Consider the following 16173-nt stretch of genomic DNA (forward strand, 5'->3'; position numbering starts at 1 on the left):
CGGCGATGACCGGACCCAAACCGCCTGAGAACGAAGGCAATCGCGCCGTCGAGAACGCCGTGATGCTTGGCTTTTTCGTGGTGTTGGTGGCCGCCGGTATCTGGCTGCTTGGGTCGATGGCCGATCTGCGCACGACGCAGGATTGTGCTGCGCAAGGCCGGCGCAATTGCGGGACGATAGAAAATCCAGTTCGTTCCCGGTAGAGTGCGGTCATGCTGAGGAATCGCATGGTGGAGATGTGACATGAAAAACGCCATCCCAATCGCCTTGATCGCATTGTTGTTGAGCGCGCCGGCAGCTCTGGCGCAGAGTAAAAGCGGGACGACGACGTCGGGTGTTCCGGAAGCGCGTGGTATCCCGCAGGCGCCGATCGGACACCGGCAACCGCGCGCGGACCAGGTGCCATCCGCGCAGGAAAAGAACTATACCGAGTCAGCCGAAGACAAGGCGCTCGATCGCAAGATCAAGAGCATCTGCCGAGGCTGCTAGGAATTCGGAAAGAAGGCCGCCGGTTCGCGGCGGCCTTCGATATTTCAGGAGTCGCGCGCTGCGAGCGCCATCCCGATCAGGGATGTGCCGCCGAACACAAGATTGATGCCGACCAGCAGGCCAATCGCCCATGCGGCCGAGCCGGGAAGCCCGGCGATGATCAGTCCCGCCACCACCAGATCGACAAGACCTGACACCAGCAGCCATCCCCATCGCCCCGACAGTTCGCGGCGGTGGGCGAGCGCATACATGATGGTGGTGATGCCTTCGGCGATGAAATAGGCGCTAACCACGAGCGTTAGCGTCAGCGTCCCCGCGACGGGTTGCACCAGCAGGATGAAACCGGCACCAACCGCCAGCACCGCGGAGAGCAACGACCACCAGAAGCCAGGCATGTCTCGCGTAGTGAACGTCATATAGAGCCCGACAGCGCCGCTGATCAGGAATAGCCAGCCGAGGAAGATCGTGATCGCGATGCTGGCAAGCAGCGGGATGGCGATCGCGGCCATTCCCAGTATCACAAGTACAATGCCCTCGATGAGGAAGGCCTTCCAGTTTGCCTTCACGGCCTCTTTCACCTGCGATTGAAGCCGCTCGACTTCGGGGGGCATCGTCATTGATGGTTTCCTTGTTGCTGTTCGGGCGTCATGGGGGGGCAAGCTCAGCTTAGTCCCGCGCTGGACCAATTGTTAAGGGAGCTTACACAACTCTATTCTGAATCCAGAATTGCGACTGCACGAGTCCAGCCCGCCGACGCGCGTTCGATCTTGACTGGAAAACACGAGATCATGAAGCCCGTCGACGGCAATTGATCCAAATCATGCAGTTTTTCGAGATGACAATAGCCGATGTGGCGGCCGGCCTTGTGGCCTTCCCAGATCAGGCTGGCATCTTTCGTCTCGGCATATTTCTTCGCGGTGTAGACGAAGGGCGCGTCCCAGCTCCAGCCGTCGGTGCCGGTCAGGCGCACACCGCGCTCCAGCAGATACATCGTCGCCTCGTAACCCATTCCACAGCCGGAGAAAACGTAATCCGGCCGGCCGTACTTGGCGCCGGCGCTGGTATTGACGACAACAATCTCCAGTGGTTTGAGCGTGTGTCCAATGCGCTTCAACTCGCTCTCGACGTCCGCCGCTGTCGCGACATAGCCGTCCGGAAAATGCCGGAAGTCGAGCTTCACGCCCGGCTGAAAGCACCACTCGAGTGGGACCTCGTCGATGGTCCATGAGCGCTCACCGCGATTCATGGTGGGATGGAAGTGATAGGGCGCATCGAGATGCGTGCCGTTGTGTGTCGAGAGATTGACCTGCTCGACAGCCCAACCCTGGCCGTCCGGTAGATCTTCTTTCTGCAATCCGGGGAAGAACTGAAGGATGCGGGGCAGGTCCTTCTGGTGATCGATGTAGATGATGGCGGGATGATTGCCTGGCGGATCGGCTGGAACATCGTTCTGCAACGGCACGGAAATATCGATCAGTCTGCGAGTCATGAGCCAATCTCCTTGTTTGATGGACCTGCGCCCGTTGCAGCCAGGGCGGGACGCGCTCAGGACAGTGTGCATGCCGGGTGAGGGCCCCCTCAAGCAACCCGACCGTCAGGCTTGCCGCTGCCGCGAAACGCCATTATACGTTCCGACGCGTTCGGCCAAATCACGACTTGGATTTCGGTCGCCGTCGCTCCAAACAACGCTAAGGCATTGATTTTGGGCGAATAAGCTGATCTATCCATGGCGGAAAGACGGTGAATGCGCACCTTGGTGCGGCGTCCGTTTCTCGGCTGTTGGCTCCCTTCGTCTATCGGTTAGGACGCCACCCTTTCACGGTGGAGAGAGCGGTTCGATTCCGCTAGGGAGCGCCACCACCACTCCGAAAAACTGCGAATTTCCGCTGACCTACCGTCGGAGGGACGGCGTCATGTCTGCGGTTGTCTCATGACAGACCCGGTTCCCGCGCCTGCATGGTCAGCGCGACTGTGAATTACCTTGAGCGACCATAATCTAGATCAAAGTCGCAGGTGATGTGCGGGGGTAGTTGTCGACCGGTTCAATGTCGACTCCGCGAGCAAGTTTCACACCGATGACCCTCACCGCATTTATCTCGACTGTTCTCGCGCTTCTTCTCGCGCCCGGCCCCACGAATACACTCATGGGCCTTGCTGGCGCGCGGCGAGGACTGCGGGGCGTGATACGTTTGTTGCCTGCAGAACTGTGCGGCTATCTGACCACGATCTTGCCGCTGATTTATCTCGGGTCGGGAGTGCTGGGGCAATGGCCTGTAGCGGCTGTTGTTCTGAAGATCGCCGCAGCGCTCTGGGTGATGTTCCTTGCCATCAACCTGTGGGGGCGGCATGGCGGGATCGGCGCTTCCACTGAAGTGACGGCTGGGAAAGTCTATCTGACCACGATGCTGAATCCGAAGGCGCTGATCTTTGGTCTTGTTCTGCTCCCCGCACTGGCTGATCCGCAGTTCACAGCGCGACTCGGGCTGTTCTGCCTCATGGTAGTGGCCGTGGCGCTGGTATGGGGCACGGCAGGAAAGCTGGCGCAGAAGGGCGGGGGTGACGGCCGCCGGCTGCTGATCATTCAGAGGATCGCGTCCGTCTGGCTCGCAATAGTGTCGGTGACGCTGATCACAGGCGCGATCAGAGCGTGACGCTGTTTATTGAAGATAATGAAACAATATCAGATTTGTAGGAGCTCCGTATTCCTGGCTGAATTCCTAAAGTAAGACTTAAAGAACGTCATGTCGAACTTTGGCAGCCATGTGAAAGACGTTGAATTTAAGTTCGGCCGCGATGCAGATTGGGGGGCGCTCGACGTGCGCGGTGATCGGGATGGCACTCGTCGCCACGATGGAATGCTCTATGCTGCCTGCCCATGAGTCCTCATCCACTTTCCCGCATCGTCAGCCGATTCAAGCGTGAACCGTCGCGCACCGGATCGCTCATCATCACCTTCTATGGCGACGCCATCCTGCCGCGTGGCGGCTCGGTCTGGCTCGGTACGCTCCTGAAATTTCTCGATATGCTCGGCACCGACGGCGGGGTGGTTCGCACCGCCGTGTCGCGGCTTGCCGCCGATGGCTGGCTCGACCGCGACAAGGTCGGCCGCAAGAGTTTCTACAAACTCGCCAAGAATGGACGCGAACGTTTCGAGGCTGCAGTCGCGCATGTCTACAATCCCCACGTGTCTGACTGGGCAGGGCGCTTCGAGCTTCTGCTGATCGGAAACGGTGCGGATCGCGAGGCGTCGCGGACAGCGTTGGCCGAAGCCGGCTTCGGCAGTCCGATGCCGGGCGTCTGGGTGGCGCCGTCGGCCGCGCCGCTGCCGGCGATTGCAGAAGGAGCCATCAGACTGGAAGTCTCCGCCGAAGGTGTCATGGGCCGGCGGCTGGTGGAGGCGAGCTGGTCGCTGGAGCGGACCGCCGAGTCATATCGCGAGTTCATCAAAACCTTCGCACCGCTGGAAAGCTGGATCGGCGGTGCCGACAAGATCTCGACCGCGGATGCGATGCTCGCGCGGGTTCTTCTGATCCACCACTACCGACGCGCGATCCTGCGTGATCCGCTGCTCCCAGCGGCTCTGCTGCCGCCGGCATGGCCAGCCGCCGACGCCCGCCGGCTCTGCGCCCGGCTTTATCAAGCCCTTCTGCCTGCGTCCGAATCCTGGCTGGACGCCTGCGGGGAAAGTGTCACGGGTCCGCTGCCGCCGCCGGGTCCGGAACTCGATAGGAGGTTCTCGGACGTGCAGCGCAATATGTTACAAAAATAACTTGTTAGAGCGATTTTATGTTATATATTGCCGGTGTCTCCCGGAGAGGAATCGGCGATGTATACGCAAGCGCTCAACACATCCGAGGCCGAGATTGGTCTTATTGAGGACGCCGAACGCGCGGCGCAGTTTCAAGCCCGTATCGATGCCGAGGAGCGGATCGAGCCGAACGACTGGATGCCGGCGGCTTATCGCAAGACGCTGACCCGTCAGATTTCCCAACACGCCCATTCCGAGATTGTCGGCATGCTGCCAGAGGGCAATTGGATCACGCGGGCGCCCTCACTGCGCCGCAAGGCGGCGTTGCTCGCCAAGGTGCAGGACGAGTGCGGCCACGGGCTTTATCTCTATGCAGCCGCCGAGACGCTCGGCTCTTCGCGTGAGGAGCTTGTCGACGCGTTGCTCGCGGGCAAGGCGAAGTATTCCTCGATCTTCAATTATCCGACCCTGACCTGGGCCGACATCGGCGCCATCGGCTGGCTGGTCGATGGCGCGGCCATCATGAACCAGATTCCGCTGTGCCGCTGTTCCTACGGTCCTTATGCGCGCGCCATGATCCGCGTCTGCAAGGAGGAGTCGTTTCATCAGCGGCAGGGCTACGAGATCATGCTGACGCTGGCGCGTGGCACCGAGGAGCAGAAGGCGATGGCGCAGGACGCGCTGAATCGCTGGTGGTGGCCGTGCCTGATGATGTTCGGTCCGCCGGACAACGCCAGCCAGCATGGTGACCAGTCGACGCAATGGAAGATCAAGCGCTTTTCCAACGACGACCTGCGCCAGAAGTTCGTCGATGCCACTGTGCCGCAGGCGCATTTCCTCGGCCTCACGCTGCCGGATGCCGACCTCAAAAAGAATGAGGCGACGGGCCACTGGGAATACGGCGCGATCGACTGGAACGAGTTCAAGCAGGTTCTCGCCGGCAATGGTCCATGCAATCGCGACCGTATGGCCGCGCGCCGCAAGGCTCACGAGGAGGGCGCATGGGTGCGGGACGCCGCGCTCGCCTACGCCGAAAAGAAAAAATCGCGCCGCACCGCGGCGGCGGCCTAGGGAGAATAGACGCCATGACCACGCCGACCATTCAGCTTTGGGAAGTCTTCATTCGCAGCCGCAACGGCCTCGCGCACAAGCATGTGGGCTCGCTGCATGCGCCTGACGCGACACTGGCGCTGCAGTCCGCGCGCGATCTCTACACGCGGCGCGGCGAGGGGCTGTCGATCTGGGTTGTGCCGTCGAATGCGATTGTCGCATCCGATCCGTCCGATAAGGGCATGATGTTCGAGCCGGCGATGTCGAAGATCTATCGCCACCCGACATTCTATGAAGTGCCGGAAGAAGTCGGGCATATGTGATTGGCATTCATTCGTCATTCCGGGGCGCGAGTGAAACGAGCGAACCCGGAATCCATGACGTTGCAACCCAGGGATTCGGGGCCTGCGCCAAGAGGTGCATCCCGGAATGACATCGCGAGTATTGAATATGGCATCGCCTTCTATCAAAGTCACCGAAAGCCCGCTGGTGCTTTACACACTGAGGCGTGCCGACGACGCGCTGATCCTCGGACACCGCGTGTCGGAATGGTGCGGCCATGCGCCGATGATGGAAGAGGAGATGGCGCTCGCCAACATCGGCCTCGACCTGATCGGACAGGCGCGCGAACTCTACAGCTACGCGGCGGAGGTCGAGAATGCCGGCCACGACGAGGACAAGCTGGCCTATCTGCGCGACGAGCGGCAGTATCGCAATCTGCTGCTGGTGGAGCAGCCAAACGGCGATTTTGCTCGCACTATCGCGCGGCAGTTCTTTTATTCGGCGTTCGCCGATCCCTATTGGCGCGCCATGATGGCGTCTAAGGATGCGACGCTGGCGGCGATTGCGGCGAAGTCGGAGAAGGAGAGCGCCTATCATCTCCGCCATTCGTCGGAATGGATGATCCGGCTCGGCGACGGCACCGAGGAAAGCCATCGCCGAGCGCAGGTTGCGGTTGACGATCTATGGGCCTTCACCGGCGAACTGTTTCATTCTGACGAAAGTGACGTAGCGCTGATTGCGTCCGGTGTGGCGATCGACCCGGAAAGCTTGCGCGGACGCTGGATGGAAACAGTCTCGCATGTGCTGAACGAAGCAATGCTGAATCTGCCGTCGAATGACTGGATGCAGAAGGGCGGTCGCTCCGGCAATCACACCGAACATCTGGGCCATCTGCTCAGCGAACTGCAATCGATGCAGCGAACCTTCCCGAACGCAACATGGTGACCAGCAGCCACAATGTCCAGGATTTACGCCAGACCGCCTGGAATGCGGCGGCGCAGGTGGCCGATCCGGAAATCCCGGTTCTGACCATCGAAGATCTCGGCGTGCTGCGCGAGGTGACCGTCACCGATGGCGCGGTGGAGGTGGCGATCACACCGACCTATTCCGGTTGCCCGGCGATGAACATGATCGCGCTGGAAATCGAACTTGCGCTGGCGCGCGAAGGCATCCGCAATCCGAAAATCCGCACCATCCTCTCTCCCGCGTGGACGACGGACTGGATGAGCGAGCAGGGCCGTCAGAAGCTGAAGGACTACGGTATCGCGCCGCCCCAGCAAGGGGGAGGCCGGCGCGCCCTGTTCGGCGAGCAGCAGGTGGCGTGCCCGCAATGCGGTTCGGTGAATACCGAAGTGCTGTCTGAATTTGGCTCGACATCCTGCAAGGCGTTGTGGCGCTGCAAGGCGTGCCGCGAGCCGTTCGACTATTTCAAGTGTCATTAGAGATTCAACAGATGTCACAGGTTCCGAAATTCCATCGCCTAGCCATCGACGATCTGCGTCGCGAAACTCCCGACGCCATCTCCATAACCTTCGCCGTTCCGGGTGAACTGGCCGGAGATTACACCTTCGCGCCGGGGCAGTATCTGACGCTGCGCACCGTGATGGACGGCGAGGAGGTGCGCCGCTCCTATTCGATTTGCTCGAGCCCCGACGATCGTGAGTTGCGCATTGCCGTCAAAAAAGTCGAAGGCGGCGTGTTTTCAAGCTGGGCGCTTGAAGCGCTGAAGTCCGGCGACGAACTGGATGTGATGACGCCGACTGGTCGCTTCGGCGTGGCCCATGCGCCAAGCGAGGCGCGGGTTCATGTCGGCTTCGCGGCAGGCTCCGGCATTACGCCGATCATCTCCATTATTCGCGGCATTCTCGCGCGCGAGCCCAACAGCCGTTTCTTCCTTTTCTACGGCAACCGCTCGACCAGCGGCATTCTGTTCCGCGAAGCGCTCGAAGAGCTGAAGGACCGGTTCATCGGTCGGCTCTCGGTGTTTCATGTGCTGTCGCAGGAGGAGCAGGATCTGCCGATCCTGTACGGACGGCTCGACCGTGCAAAGGTCGATCTGCTTTTGCGCGCGATGGTGCCTGCCGCCGCGGTCGATCATGTGTTTGTGTGCGGTCCTTCGGCGATGAGTGAGGAGATCGAAGCGACCTGTCTCGATCTCGGCATTCCCGCGGACCATATTCATGTTGAGCGTTTCGTGTCAGGTCTCGGCGGCAAGCCGCGTCCCAAGGTTCAGATTGCGCCGGAGGCGCCGCCGAAGGCAATCGCGTCGCTGATCGTCGATGGCAAACGCAAGGACGTGCCGGTTGCTGAGGGCGAGGCCATTCTCGATGCCGCGCTGCGCGCCGGCGTAGACCTGCCTTATGCCTGCAAGGGCGGCATGTGCAGCACCTGCCGCGCGAAGATCGTCGAAGGCGAGACGGAGATGGACGTCAACTATTCGCTGGAGCCATGGGAACTGGAAGCCGGGTTCGTGCTCACCTGCCAGGCGCATCCGGTTTCGTCGCGCGTTGTGGTCGACTACGATCAGGTCTAGCTACTTGCTCTCGCGGAGCAGCGCGTAGGCCGTCTGCGCCATCGCGACGGGCCGTTCGTCGCTCTCTGTGCGGATGGAAATGCTGCCGTAGGCCATCGTCTTTCCCATCCGCACGACGCGGGCGTCCGCCAAGAGGTCCGCGCGCATGGCGGGGCGCATGAAGTGGATCGTCTGGTCCACCGTGGTCATCGGGAAATATTCGCCCGCGGCGGAGCAGATCGCGAACACCATCGCCGTATCGGCGAGGCTCATCAGCGCCTGACCGCAGACCACGCCGTTGTCCCGGCACAACTTGTCCGAGAAGCGCATGCGTAGCACCGCGCCGTCGCCTCCGATGCTCTCGATCGAGAGATCAAGATCCTGCACCCATTTCGCGAACACGGATGCGAGCAGGGTTTCGGCGGCGGGCTTGTCGAATGTCGGCATGTTGTATCCTGCAAGAATTCAGATCAGCGTCACGGGAAGGGACGTGAAACCGTGAAAGCGCACGCGCCGCGCCCTGTGGGCAGGCCCGGTGGCGGCGAAGTTCGGGAAGCGGGCAAGAAGCCGGCCGATGGCGATGCGGCCTTCAAGGCGTGCGAGGGTGAGACCCACGCAGGCATGCGCGCCTGACGCGAAGGCGAGGTGTCGGTTCGGTGAGCGCGAGATGTCGAGGCGTTCCGGTTCCGCGAAGATATCAGGATCGCGGTTCGCCGCGCCGATGCAAAGCGTAATCAGCGAACCCTGCGGAATCGCAACGCCATCAATCTCGGCATCCTCGATGGCGCGGCGATTACCAAGCTGGTTTGAACTCTCGAATCGCAGGAATTCTTCGATGGCCGATTTAATGAGCGCTGGATCCTCAATCAGGCGGCGGCGTTCGTCCGGGAAACGCAACAGCAATTCCAGCCCGTTACCGATCAGGTTCGTCGTGGTCTCGTGACCCGCGTTCAGGATGAAGATGCAGTTCTGCAACAGCTCGACTTCGCTCAAGCGCTCGCCATTGGCCTCGCCCTGAATCAGGCGGGTCAGAACGTCGTGTTCGGCGTCGCCGGGCCGCGCGCGGCGATCGGCGACAAGATCGCGGAGGTAGGTGAGAAATTCGCCCACCGCGCGTTCGCCGCGCCCCTGAACATCTTCCGAGAGAAACGGCTCCAGCGCGCCGAGGATCGCGAGCGACCAGCCGCGCAGCGGAGCGCGGTCCCGATGCGGGATCGCAAGCAGGTTGCCGATCACCTCGACGGGAATGGCGGAGGCAAAATCCTCGATCAGGTCGGCCTTGCCGCGTGCTTGCATGTCGTCGAGCAAGCAATCGACAAGCGCGATCAGGCTCGGCTCCATTTCAGCAATGGCGCGAGGATTGAGCGCTCCGGCGATCAGCCGTCGCACGCGGGTGTGCAGCGGCGGATCGTTGAAAACGAGGCTGGTGGTGTGGTGCTGAAACAGCAGCGAGTCTGCGCCGTATTTCGGCGCGAACTCGACCTTCTTGTCGGAACTGAAACGCGCCGTGTCCTTAAAGATCGACTCAAGATCACGATGCCGTGTCAGGAACAGCGATCCGTCCGGCATGCGATGAATCGGATCGGCGGATTGCAGCGCGCGATAGGTCGGGTAGGGATCGTCGTAGAACGTGTCCGGTAGGTCCTTCAGCGAGAAGTTGCGCGCGATCGCAACGTCCTCGCGCGAAACCGGGCGCGGTACGCTTGCGGGATCAACTCGCGATTGATCCGTCGACGACATCGGATTTTCCTGCGCCTACAGGAGAACGTCGTTGATCTGCACCACGGCCTGCGCCTTGGTGAAATTCGGAATGTCCGCGAAGATTTCCTTGCCGTGCGCCTTTCCGGCGGCCTTGAAATCGTCCATCGAGCCGAACGTCAGCAACGCAGCCATCTGATAATCCGGCGCACTGCCGTCGGCCTTCGCGACGCCTTTTATAGCCTGCGCGTTCTTCAGCCCCAACGGGCTCCAGCGATCCCTCACCAGTGGCATATGCGTCTTCAGGTAGTAATCGGCATCGAACGCCTCGCCGGCCGGATACATTACTGTCACGAGGATCATCGGTCTCTCCCTATTGTTTTGTTGGTGTGATCAAGCCGCAGGCCTCACCGCGTTCATGGTGAGAAGTTCATAGGTCGCGGCCGACTCGTCCTTGTCGGTCAGAATTTCCACGTCCCAGCGGACTTCGCCATACTGCTTGTTGCGTGGCGACTTATCCTTGGCGGTCAGCCTGACCTTGATGGTCTCGCCGGGCTGGATCGGTTTGATGAAACGGAGTGAATCGAGTCCGTAGTTGGCCAGCACCGGACCCGGATCGGGGTCGACGAACAGGCCTGCTGCGAACGACAGCAACAGGTAGCCGTGCGCGACGCGGCCGGGGAAGAATGGATGCCCCTTGGTCGCTTCCTCGTCCATGTGCGCGTAGAACGTATCGCCGGTGAAATGGGCGAAATGCTCGATATCCTCGAGCGTGATGGTGCGTTCCTTGGAAAAGAACGTCTGCCCGACATCCAGATCCTCGAAATGATAGCGGAACGGGTGCCTGTCTTTCTCCACGATGGGCGCGCTCTTCATCCAGCTTCCGGTGATGCCCGTCAGCATGGCTGGGGAGCCCTGCAGCGCGGTGCGTTGCATATAGTGATGGACGCTGCGCACACCGCCGAGTTCTTCGCCGCCGCCGGCACGGCCCGGACCACCGTGAACCATTTGCGGCATCGGCGAGCCGTGGCCGGTCTGTTCCTTGGCGCAATCGCGGTCGATCATCACGAGCCGCCCGTGAAAGCTGCCGACGCCGAACACGAGATCGGAGGCCACCTTCGGATCGTGGGTATAGACCGATGCCACAAGGCTGCCGCCGCCTCGATTGGTCAGCGCAATCGCCTCGTCCAGGTCGCCATAACCCATCACGGTGCAGACCGGGCCGAACGCCTCGACCGAATGAATGCTGTTTGCGCTCTGCGGGTCGGCGCAATGCAGCAGCAGCGGCGGAATGAATGCGCCGCGCAACACGTCCGCGCCCTGAACATCGAAATTGTCGGGATCGCCGGCGACAAGCTGCGCTTCCGTCCGCAGCGTCTTGACGTGGGCGAGAACGTCGCGGCGCTGGTCGAGGCCGACCACTGGGCCCATCCGCACCGTTTCCAGTTCGGGATTGCCGATCACTACTTTCGCCAGCCGCTCGCGCAGGGCCTCGATCACCGCGTCGACGCTTGAGGAGGGGGCCAGCGCGCGGCGGATCGCGGTACATTTCTGCCCCGCCTTGACGGTCATCTCCTTGGCAACTTCCTTAACGAACAGATCGAACTCCGGCGTGCCCGGCGCGGCATCGGGCGCCAGGATCGCGGCGTTCAGCGAATCTCGCTCGGCGATGAAGCGCACCGCTTCCTTCGCGATCACCGGATGACGTTGCAGCTTTTCCGAGGTGCTCGCGGAGCCGGTGAAAGAAACAACGTCCTGACAGGTGAGGTGATCAAACAAGTCCCCCGTCGAGCCGACAATGAACTGGAACGCGCCTTCCGGAAGAATCCCGGATCCTGCGATCATGCGCGCGAGCGCGTGGGCGACGTAGGACGTGACCGTGGCGGGTTTCGTTACCACAGGAACGCCGGCGAGGAGGGCGGGCGCGAGCTTTTCGAGCAGGCCCCAGCAGGGAAAGTTGAAGGCGTTGATATGGACCGCAACACCATGCAGCGATGTGACGATGTGCTGGCCGGCGAAGGTGCCGGTCTTACTTAAGGATTCAACGCCGCCATCCATCAGGAACGTCGTATTCGGGAGTTCACGGCGGCCCTTGCCGGCATAGACGAACAGCGTTCCGATGCCGCCATCCACATCGATCAGGTTGTCGGTGCGCGTGGCGCCGGTCTGGAACGACAGCTTGTAAAGCTGATCCTTCCGCTCGGTGAGGTACTGAGCGAGCTTCTTCAAAAGGTCGGCGCGCTGATGGAATGTCAGCTTGCGCAGATTCGAGCCACCAATCTCGCGGGCGTAAGTGAGGGCGTCGTCCATGTCGAGCCCGCCGCTGGACGCTTCGGCCACCACATTGCCACTGACGGCGCTGCGCACCTCGATCAGGTCGCGACCCGATGCAACCCATTGTCCGTTGACGTAGCTCTCGAGTTTCATGCGATCACTTCGATGTTGGGTGCACTAGGCACCGATGTGAACAACGCCGAATCTATTCGGCGGCAGCAGTGCGTTTCGATGGCTTGGGAGACGGCTTGAGCAGGCTGCGCGCGCCATCCGAGATCAGTCGGGTGACAATGTCGGCGTATTCGTCGCGACTGACGGAGCCGCTGCTCTTGAACCAGAGGTAATGCCAGTTGACCATGCCGAACAGCGACATCGTCACCGGCGTCAGCATCTTCGTGCCCTTGAGGTGCGGCGCGACGCCTGCGACGGCCGCGGAAAACACGGTGACCAGATCGCGCTCCATCCGCTTCAGTTCCGCCTGACGCTCCTGTGGCAGAAAGCGCATACTGCTGATCTGGACGTTGTGCTGGGAGTCGGCATCCCGATACGCTTCCAGCAGCGCCGCGATCAGGCCCCGCAAGCGCGGTTCCGGCGCCAGATTCGCATGATCGGCAGCTTCGACGACTTCCTGCAATTCCTTGAGATGAAAGCGGATGACGTCGAACAGCAGGCCCTCTTTGTCCTTGTAATAATGATACAGGTTCGCCTTCGACACACCACAGGCTTCGGCAATCTTGTTCATCGAGGCGCGGTCGTAACCGTGCGCCGAGAAAAGCTCCGCCGAGCGATCGAGTATCGCCTGTCGCTTATCGTCGTAATCGTTGGCGCGGCTGCGTGCCATGGGACGCGTTATTCCTTAGTCTCTAAGCGGCATGATCATTCGAAAAATCGGTCTCCACTTTTCCGGATCATGCTTTGGGTCGCCGATCGACAATGCGCTTGGCCTTGCCGACGGAGCGTTCGATGGTCGCCGGATCAAGCACCGTGACGCGCGCGTTGATGCCGATGGTATCTTTCACCGATTGAATCAATTGACCGGTCGCTTTTTGCCGGTCCGGGAAGCTGGCTTCCGGACGCGCCTCCACCTGGATCTCCATTTCGTCCATGCGGCCTTCACGCGTAAGGATAATCTGGTAGTGGACCGAGAGAGCCGGGATCGTGAGCAGCTTTTCCTCGATCTGGGTCGGGAATACGTTGACGCCGCGCACGATCATCATGTCGTCGGAACGTCCAGTGACCTTTTCCATGCGGCGCATCGAGCGCGCCGTGCCCGGCAGCAGCCGTGTCAGGTCGCGGGTCCGGTAGCGGATCACCGGCATGGCTTCCTTGGTCAGCGAGGTGAAGACCAGTTCGCCTTTCTCGCCGTCCGGCAGCACTTCGCCGGTCACCGGATTGATGACTTCGGGATAGAAGTGGTCTTCCCAGATGTGGAGGCCATCCTTGGTTTCCACGCATTCATTGGCGACGCCCGGACCCATTACTTCCGACAGGCCGTAGATATCGACGGCATGGAGATCGAACGCGTCCTCGATTTCCTCGCGCATGGCGTTGGTCCACGGCTCGGCGCCGAAGATGCCGATGCGAAGTGAGGATTTGCGCGGATCGAGTCCCTGCTTTTTGAACTCGTCGAGGATCGCCAGCATGTAGGAAGGCGTCACCATGATGACTTCGGGCTTGAAGTCGTTGATGAGCTGAACCTGCCGCTCCGTCATGCCGCCGGAAATCGGAATCACCGTGCAGCCGAGGCGTTCCGCGCCGTAGTGCGCGCCGAGGCCGCCGGTGAACAGCCCGTATCCATAGGCGATATGAACTTTCATGCCAGGGCGACCGCCTGCAGCGCGGATCGAGCGCGCGACCACGTCGCTCCATGTGTCGATGTCGCGTTTGGTGTAGCCGACCACGGTCGGCTTGCCGGTGGTGCCCGATGAGGCGTGGATGCGCGAGATCTCGGATTGCGGCACCGCGAACATGCCGAATGGATAGTTGTCCCGCAGGTCGGTTTTAATAGTGAAGGGAAACTTCGCCAGATCGGGCAGGTCCCTGAATTGATCCGGATGAACGCCCGCGGCGTCGAACTTCGCGCGGTAGTGCGGCACGTTGTCATAGGCGTGCCGCAACGACCACGCGAGACGCTCGCGCTGGAGCGCACGAATCTCGTCGCGAGACGCCATCTCGTAACGATCGAGCTCCGTCGGTTCGGGCGTCAGCCGATCGAGCTTGCGCAGCGGAATCTGAAGCAACGTGGTCTCCCGGTCTTATTTGTTATCGTGTTGATGATTGTCCGGCGTGAGCAGCCGGCCGGAAATCGTTCGGGAATGTCCCCGAAATTCCGCGACGACCGTGTTGGCGCTGTCCCGAACGGTGACATCGTAAATTCCGCCGCGGCCGGCGCGGGTCCGTTCAATGGCGTGCGCTGTGAGGATTTCGCCTTCGGATACGGGCTGAAGAAAGGTCACCGCGCATTGCTGGGCGACGGTGCGCTGGTCGTAGGTGTTGCAAGCAAATGCAAAGGTAGAATCCGCGAGCGTGAAGATGAAACCGCCGTGGCAGATGCCGTGGCCGTTGGTCATGTCCTTGCGGACTGTCATGGAGAGAACGGCTTCGCCGGGCGCAATGCGCTGCAGACTCATGCCGAGCCCTTTGCTGGCGCGATCGTCCGTCCACATGGTCTGCGCGCAGGCTTCGGCCAGCGCACGCGGATCACCGCTATCGGTTCTTTGGCCTGCGTCCACACGGTCCTCCCGGATCGGCTGTTGTGTCTCAGCCGTTGAGGGCAGGTTACTATTGACCAACCGTCCGGTCAATTATATTGATGGAGCCGAAGCGCATCAGATCGCACAGGACAATTTGTCTGGGACAATTTGCCGGTGTGACGAACAAGATGTGCCGGGCAAGCTCTCCGAAAAAACGAGCGCCCATCATCAGGGAGGATTCCATGAAGCCGACTTCAGCAATCAGACTTCTATTGGCCGGCGTTGCCGGTTTGGCGTTTGCCAGTCCTGCGTTTGCACAGCAGACCGTAAAGATTGGTTCCGTGCTCTCAGTGACCGGTCCGGCTTCGTTTCTCGGCGAGCCCGAGGACAAGACATTGCGGATGTATGTCGATAAGATCAATGCGGCCGGCGGCATCGGCGGCAAGAAGGTCGAACTCATTATCTATGACGACGGCGGAGACGCCAACAAGGCACGTACCTTCGCGACCCGTCTGATTGAGGACGACAAAGTCGTGGCGATGGCGGGCGGTTCGACGACTGGCACCACCATGGCGATGATTCCGGTGTTCGAGGAAGCGCAGGTGCCTTTCATATCCTTCGCGGGCGCCGTTGAGGTGATCGATCCGGTCCGCAAATACGTCTTCAAGACGCCGCATACCGACAAGATGGCCTGCGAGAAGATTTTCGAAAACTTGAAGCAGCGCAAGCTCACCGATATTGCGCTGATCTCGGGCACCGACGGCTTCGGCGCTTCGATGAAGGCGCAATGCGTCAAGGCTGCGCCGAACTACGGCATCAAGATCGTCACCGAGGAGAGCTACGGTCCGCGCGACAGCGATATGACCGGCCAGCTCACCAAGATCAAGGGCACTCCCGGCGTTCAGGCCGTGGTCAATCCCGGCTTCGGGCAGGGACCTGCGATCGTCACCCGCAACTATGCGCAGCTCGGCATGACCGCGACGCCACTCTACCAGAGCCACGGCGTGGCCTCGAAGAGCTTCATCGAGCTTGCCGGTCCTGCTGCAGAAGGCGTGCGCTTGCCCGCGGCGGCCTTGCTGGTCGGCGACAAGCTGCCGGACGGTGATCCGCAGAAGAAGGTCGTGGTCGATTACAAGAAGACCTATGAGGACGGCACCAAGCAGCCGGTCTCGACCTTTGGCGGCCACGCCTATGATGGCCTGTTCATTCTCGTCGAGGCCATGAAGCGCGCCAACTCGACCGATCCGAAGAAGATTCGCGACGAGATCGAGAAGACCAAAGGCTTTGTCGGCACGGGCGGCATCGTGACCATGTCGCCGACCGATCACCTGGGTCTCGATCTCTCCGCCTTCCGCATGCTGGAAATCAAGGGCGGCGACTGGTCCCTGATCAAGCCCGGCGCATAGGCGCACCCCGCGTTGCGTGAC

Annotated in this window: 19 protein-coding genes and 1 tRNA gene; 11 read left to right on the forward strand and 9 right to left on the reverse strand. The window is 61.1% G+C overall.

Going from position 1 to position 16173, the window contains the following annotated elements:
• Positions 1-5: 5 nt before the first annotated feature.
• Together LVY71_RS12045 and LVY71_RS12050 are read left to right on the forward strand one after the other, a co-directional pair.
• Positions 6-203, forward strand: a complete 198-nt coding sequence (locus tag LVY71_RS12045; protein ID WP_235100130.1) for a hypothetical protein — start codon at positions 6-8, stop codon at positions 201-203.
• 40 nt (positions 204-243) lie between these two features.
• Positions 244-489 carry a hypothetical protein gene (locus LVY71_RS12050; protein WP_235100131.1) on the forward strand — a complete coding sequence of 82 codons (246 nt, stop codon included), beginning with the start codon at positions 244-246 and terminating at the stop codon, positions 487-489.
• A 44-nt stretch (positions 490-533) separates the two neighbouring features.
• Here LVY71_RS12050 and LVY71_RS12055 read toward each other — a convergent pair whose 3' ends face one another.
• Both LVY71_RS12055 and LVY71_RS12060 read right to left on the reverse strand, forming a co-directional pair.
• On the reverse strand, positions 534-1106 hold the full coding sequence (locus LVY71_RS12055; protein WP_235100132.1) for an HdeD family acid-resistance protein: 573 nt from the start codon (positions 1104-1106) through the stop codon (positions 534-536).
• A gap of 92 nt (positions 1107-1198) precedes the next feature.
• A complete protein-coding gene (locus LVY71_RS12060) occupies positions 1199-1978 on the reverse strand; it encodes a cyclase family protein (RefSeq protein WP_235100133.1) in 780 nt (259 codons plus the stop codon).
• Positions 1979-2271: 293 nt separating this feature from the next.
• Between LVY71_RS12060 and LVY71_RS12065 the strand changes: the two genes are divergently transcribed.
• The 8 genes from LVY71_RS12065 (at position 2272) to paaE (ending at position 8102) form a co-directional block, all read left to right on the forward strand.
• Positions 2272-2346: transfer RNA gene (locus LVY71_RS12065), tRNA-Glu, on the forward strand.
• Positions 2347-2564: 218 nt separating this feature from the next.
• Positions 2565-3140: a LysE family translocator gene (locus LVY71_RS12070; RefSeq protein ID WP_235100134.1), complete on the forward strand. Its 576-nt coding sequence runs from the start codon at positions 2565-2567 to the stop codon at positions 3138-3140.
• 224 nt (positions 3141-3364) lie between these two features.
• A complete protein-coding gene (paaX, locus tag LVY71_RS12075) occupies positions 3365-4258 on the forward strand; it encodes a phenylacetic acid degradation operon negative regulatory protein PaaX (RefSeq protein ID WP_235100135.1) in 894 nt (297 codons plus the stop codon).
• Between the two features lie 57 nt (positions 4259-4315).
• Positions 4316-5308 carry a 1,2-phenylacetyl-CoA epoxidase subunit PaaA gene (gene paaA, locus LVY71_RS12080; protein WP_235100136.1) on the forward strand — a complete coding sequence of 331 codons (993 nt, stop codon included), beginning with the start codon at positions 4316-4318 and terminating at the stop codon, positions 5306-5308.
• A 14-nt stretch (positions 5309-5322) separates the two neighbouring features.
• Complete coding sequence (paaB, locus tag LVY71_RS12085) at positions 5323-5610, forward strand: 1,2-phenylacetyl-CoA epoxidase subunit PaaB (protein ID WP_235100137.1); 288 nt, start codon at positions 5323-5325, stop codon at positions 5608-5610.
• A 127-nt stretch (positions 5611-5737) separates the two neighbouring features.
• Positions 5738-6514 (forward strand): 1,2-phenylacetyl-CoA epoxidase subunit PaaC, encoded by a 777-nt coding sequence (gene paaC, locus LVY71_RS12090; RefSeq protein WP_235100138.1) that lies wholly within the window; start codon positions 5738-5740, stop codon positions 6512-6514.
• On the forward strand, positions 6508-7011 hold the full coding sequence (gene paaD / locus LVY71_RS12095; RefSeq protein ID WP_235100139.1) for a 1,2-phenylacetyl-CoA epoxidase subunit PaaD: 504 nt from the start codon (positions 6508-6510) through the stop codon (positions 7009-7011). Before paaC ends, paaD begins: the two co-directional genes overlap by 7 nt.
• An 11-nt stretch (positions 7012-7022) precedes the next feature.
• On the forward strand, positions 7023-8102 hold the full coding sequence (gene paaE, locus LVY71_RS12100) for a 1,2-phenylacetyl-CoA epoxidase subunit PaaE (RefSeq protein ID WP_235100140.1): 1080 nt from the start codon (positions 7023-7025) through the stop codon (positions 8100-8102).
• Here the strand turns inward: paaE and LVY71_RS12105 are convergent, their stop codons facing one another.
• The 7 genes from LVY71_RS12105 to paaI all read right to left on the reverse strand — a co-directional run bounded on the left by LVY71_RS12105 (position 8103) and on the right by paaI (position 14719).
• Positions 8103-8528 carry a PaaI family thioesterase gene (locus LVY71_RS12105; protein WP_235100141.1) on the reverse strand — a complete coding sequence of 142 codons (426 nt, stop codon included), beginning with the start codon at positions 8526-8528 and terminating at the stop codon, positions 8103-8105.
• Positions 8529-8546: 18 nt separating this feature from the next.
• Entirely contained in the window at positions 8547-9821 is a 1275-nt protein-coding gene (locus tag LVY71_RS12110) for a cytochrome P450 (protein WP_235100142.1), read from the reverse strand.
• Positions 9822-9836: 15 nt separating this feature from the next.
• Positions 9837-10142, reverse strand: a complete 306-nt coding sequence (locus LVY71_RS12115) for an EthD family reductase (RefSeq protein ID WP_235100143.1) — start codon at positions 10140-10142, stop codon at positions 9837-9839.
• Positions 10143-10172: 30 nt separating this feature from the next.
• Positions 10173-12206: a phenylacetic acid degradation bifunctional protein PaaZ gene (gene paaZ / locus LVY71_RS12120; RefSeq protein WP_235100144.1), complete on the reverse strand. Its 2034-nt coding sequence runs from the start codon at positions 12204-12206 to the stop codon at positions 10173-10175.
• Between the two features lie 52 nt (positions 12207-12258).
• The gene (locus LVY71_RS12125; protein WP_235100145.1) at positions 12259-12894 is read right to left on the reverse strand and encodes a TetR/AcrR family transcriptional regulator; all 636 of its coding nucleotides are present in this window, start codon (positions 12892-12894) and stop codon (positions 12259-12261) included.
• Positions 12895-12961: 67 nt separating this feature from the next.
• Positions 12962-14293: a phenylacetate--CoA ligase PaaK gene (gene paaK, locus LVY71_RS12130; protein WP_235100146.1), complete on the reverse strand. Its 1332-nt coding sequence runs from the start codon at positions 14291-14293 to the stop codon at positions 12962-12964.
• 15 nt (positions 14294-14308) lie between these two features.
• Complete coding sequence (gene paaI, locus LVY71_RS12135) at positions 14309-14719, reverse strand: hydroxyphenylacetyl-CoA thioesterase PaaI (protein ID WP_235101477.1); 411 nt, start codon at positions 14717-14719, stop codon at positions 14309-14311.
• A 269-nt stretch (positions 14720-14988) separates the two neighbouring features.
• Between paaI and LVY71_RS12140 the strand changes: the two genes are divergently transcribed.
• A complete protein-coding gene (locus tag LVY71_RS12140; RefSeq protein WP_235100147.1) occupies positions 14989-16152 on the forward strand; it encodes an ABC transporter substrate-binding protein in 1164 nt (387 codons plus the stop codon).
• Positions 16153-16173: the final 21 nt, after the last annotated feature.

Source organism: Bradyrhizobium sp. G127, assembly GCF_021502575.1.
Taxonomy (GTDB): domain Bacteria; phylum Pseudomonadota; class Alphaproteobacteria; order Rhizobiales; family Xanthobacteraceae; genus Afipia.

Bases quoted from the DNA above. Each gene is read 5' to 3' on its own strand.
- LVY71_RS12045 (WP_235100130.1), top strand. From the start codon at position 6: ATGACCGGACCCAAACCGCCTGAGAACGAAGGCAATCGCGCCGTCGAG.
- LVY71_RS12050 (WP_235100131.1), top strand. From the start codon at position 244: ATGAAAAACGCCATCCCAATCGCCTTGATCGCATTGTTGTTGAGCGCG.
- LVY71_RS12055 (WP_235100132.1), bottom strand. From the start codon at position 1,106: ATGACGATGCCCCCCGAAGTCGAGCGGCTTCAATCGCAGGTGAAAGAG.
- LVY71_RS12060 (WP_235100133.1), bottom strand. From the start codon at position 1,978: ATGACTCGCAGACTGATCGATATTTCCGTGCCGTTGCAGAACGATGTT.
- LVY71_RS12070 (WP_235100134.1), top strand. From the start codon at position 2,565: ATGACCCTCACCGCATTTATCTCGACTGTTCTCGCGCTTCTTCTCGCG.
- paaX (WP_235100135.1), top strand. From the start codon at position 3,365: ATGAGTCCTCATCCACTTTCCCGCATCGTCAGCCGATTCAAGCGTGAA.
- paaA (WP_235100136.1), top strand. From the start codon at position 4,316: ATGTATACGCAAGCGCTCAACACATCCGAGGCCGAGATTGGTCTTATT.
- paaB (WP_235100137.1), top strand. From the start codon at position 5,323: ATGACCACGCCGACCATTCAGCTTTGGGAAGTCTTCATTCGCAGCCGC.
- paaC (WP_235100138.1), top strand. From the start codon at position 5,738: ATGGCATCGCCTTCTATCAAAGTCACCGAAAGCCCGCTGGTGCTTTAC.
- paaD (WP_235100139.1), top strand. From the start codon at position 6,508: ATGGTGACCAGCAGCCACAATGTCCAGGATTTACGCCAGACCGCCTGG.
- paaE (WP_235100140.1), top strand. From the start codon at position 7,023: ATGTCACAGGTTCCGAAATTCCATCGCCTAGCCATCGACGATCTGCGT.
- LVY71_RS12105 (WP_235100141.1), bottom strand. From the start codon at position 8,528: ATGCCGACATTCGACAAGCCCGCCGCCGAAACCCTGCTCGCATCCGTG.
- LVY71_RS12110 (WP_235100142.1), bottom strand. From the start codon at position 9,821: ATGTCGTCGACGGATCAATCGCGAGTTGATCCCGCAAGCGTACCGCGC.
- LVY71_RS12115 (WP_235100143.1), bottom strand. From the start codon at position 10,142: ATGATCCTCGTGACAGTAATGTATCCGGCCGGCGAGGCGTTCGATGCC.
- paaZ (WP_235100144.1), bottom strand. From the start codon at position 12,206: ATGAAACTCGAGAGCTACGTCAACGGACAATGGGTTGCATCGGGTCGC.
- LVY71_RS12125 (WP_235100145.1), bottom strand. From the start codon at position 12,894: ATGGCACGCAGCCGCGCCAACGATTACGACGATAAGCGACAGGCGATA.
- paaI (WP_235101477.1), bottom strand. From the start codon at position 14,719: ATGTGGACGGACGATCGCGCCAGCAAAGGGCTCGGCATGAGTCTGCAG.
- LVY71_RS12140 (WP_235100147.1), top strand. From the start codon at position 14,989: ATGAAGCCGACTTCAGCAATCAGACTTCTATTGGCCGGCGTTGCCGGT.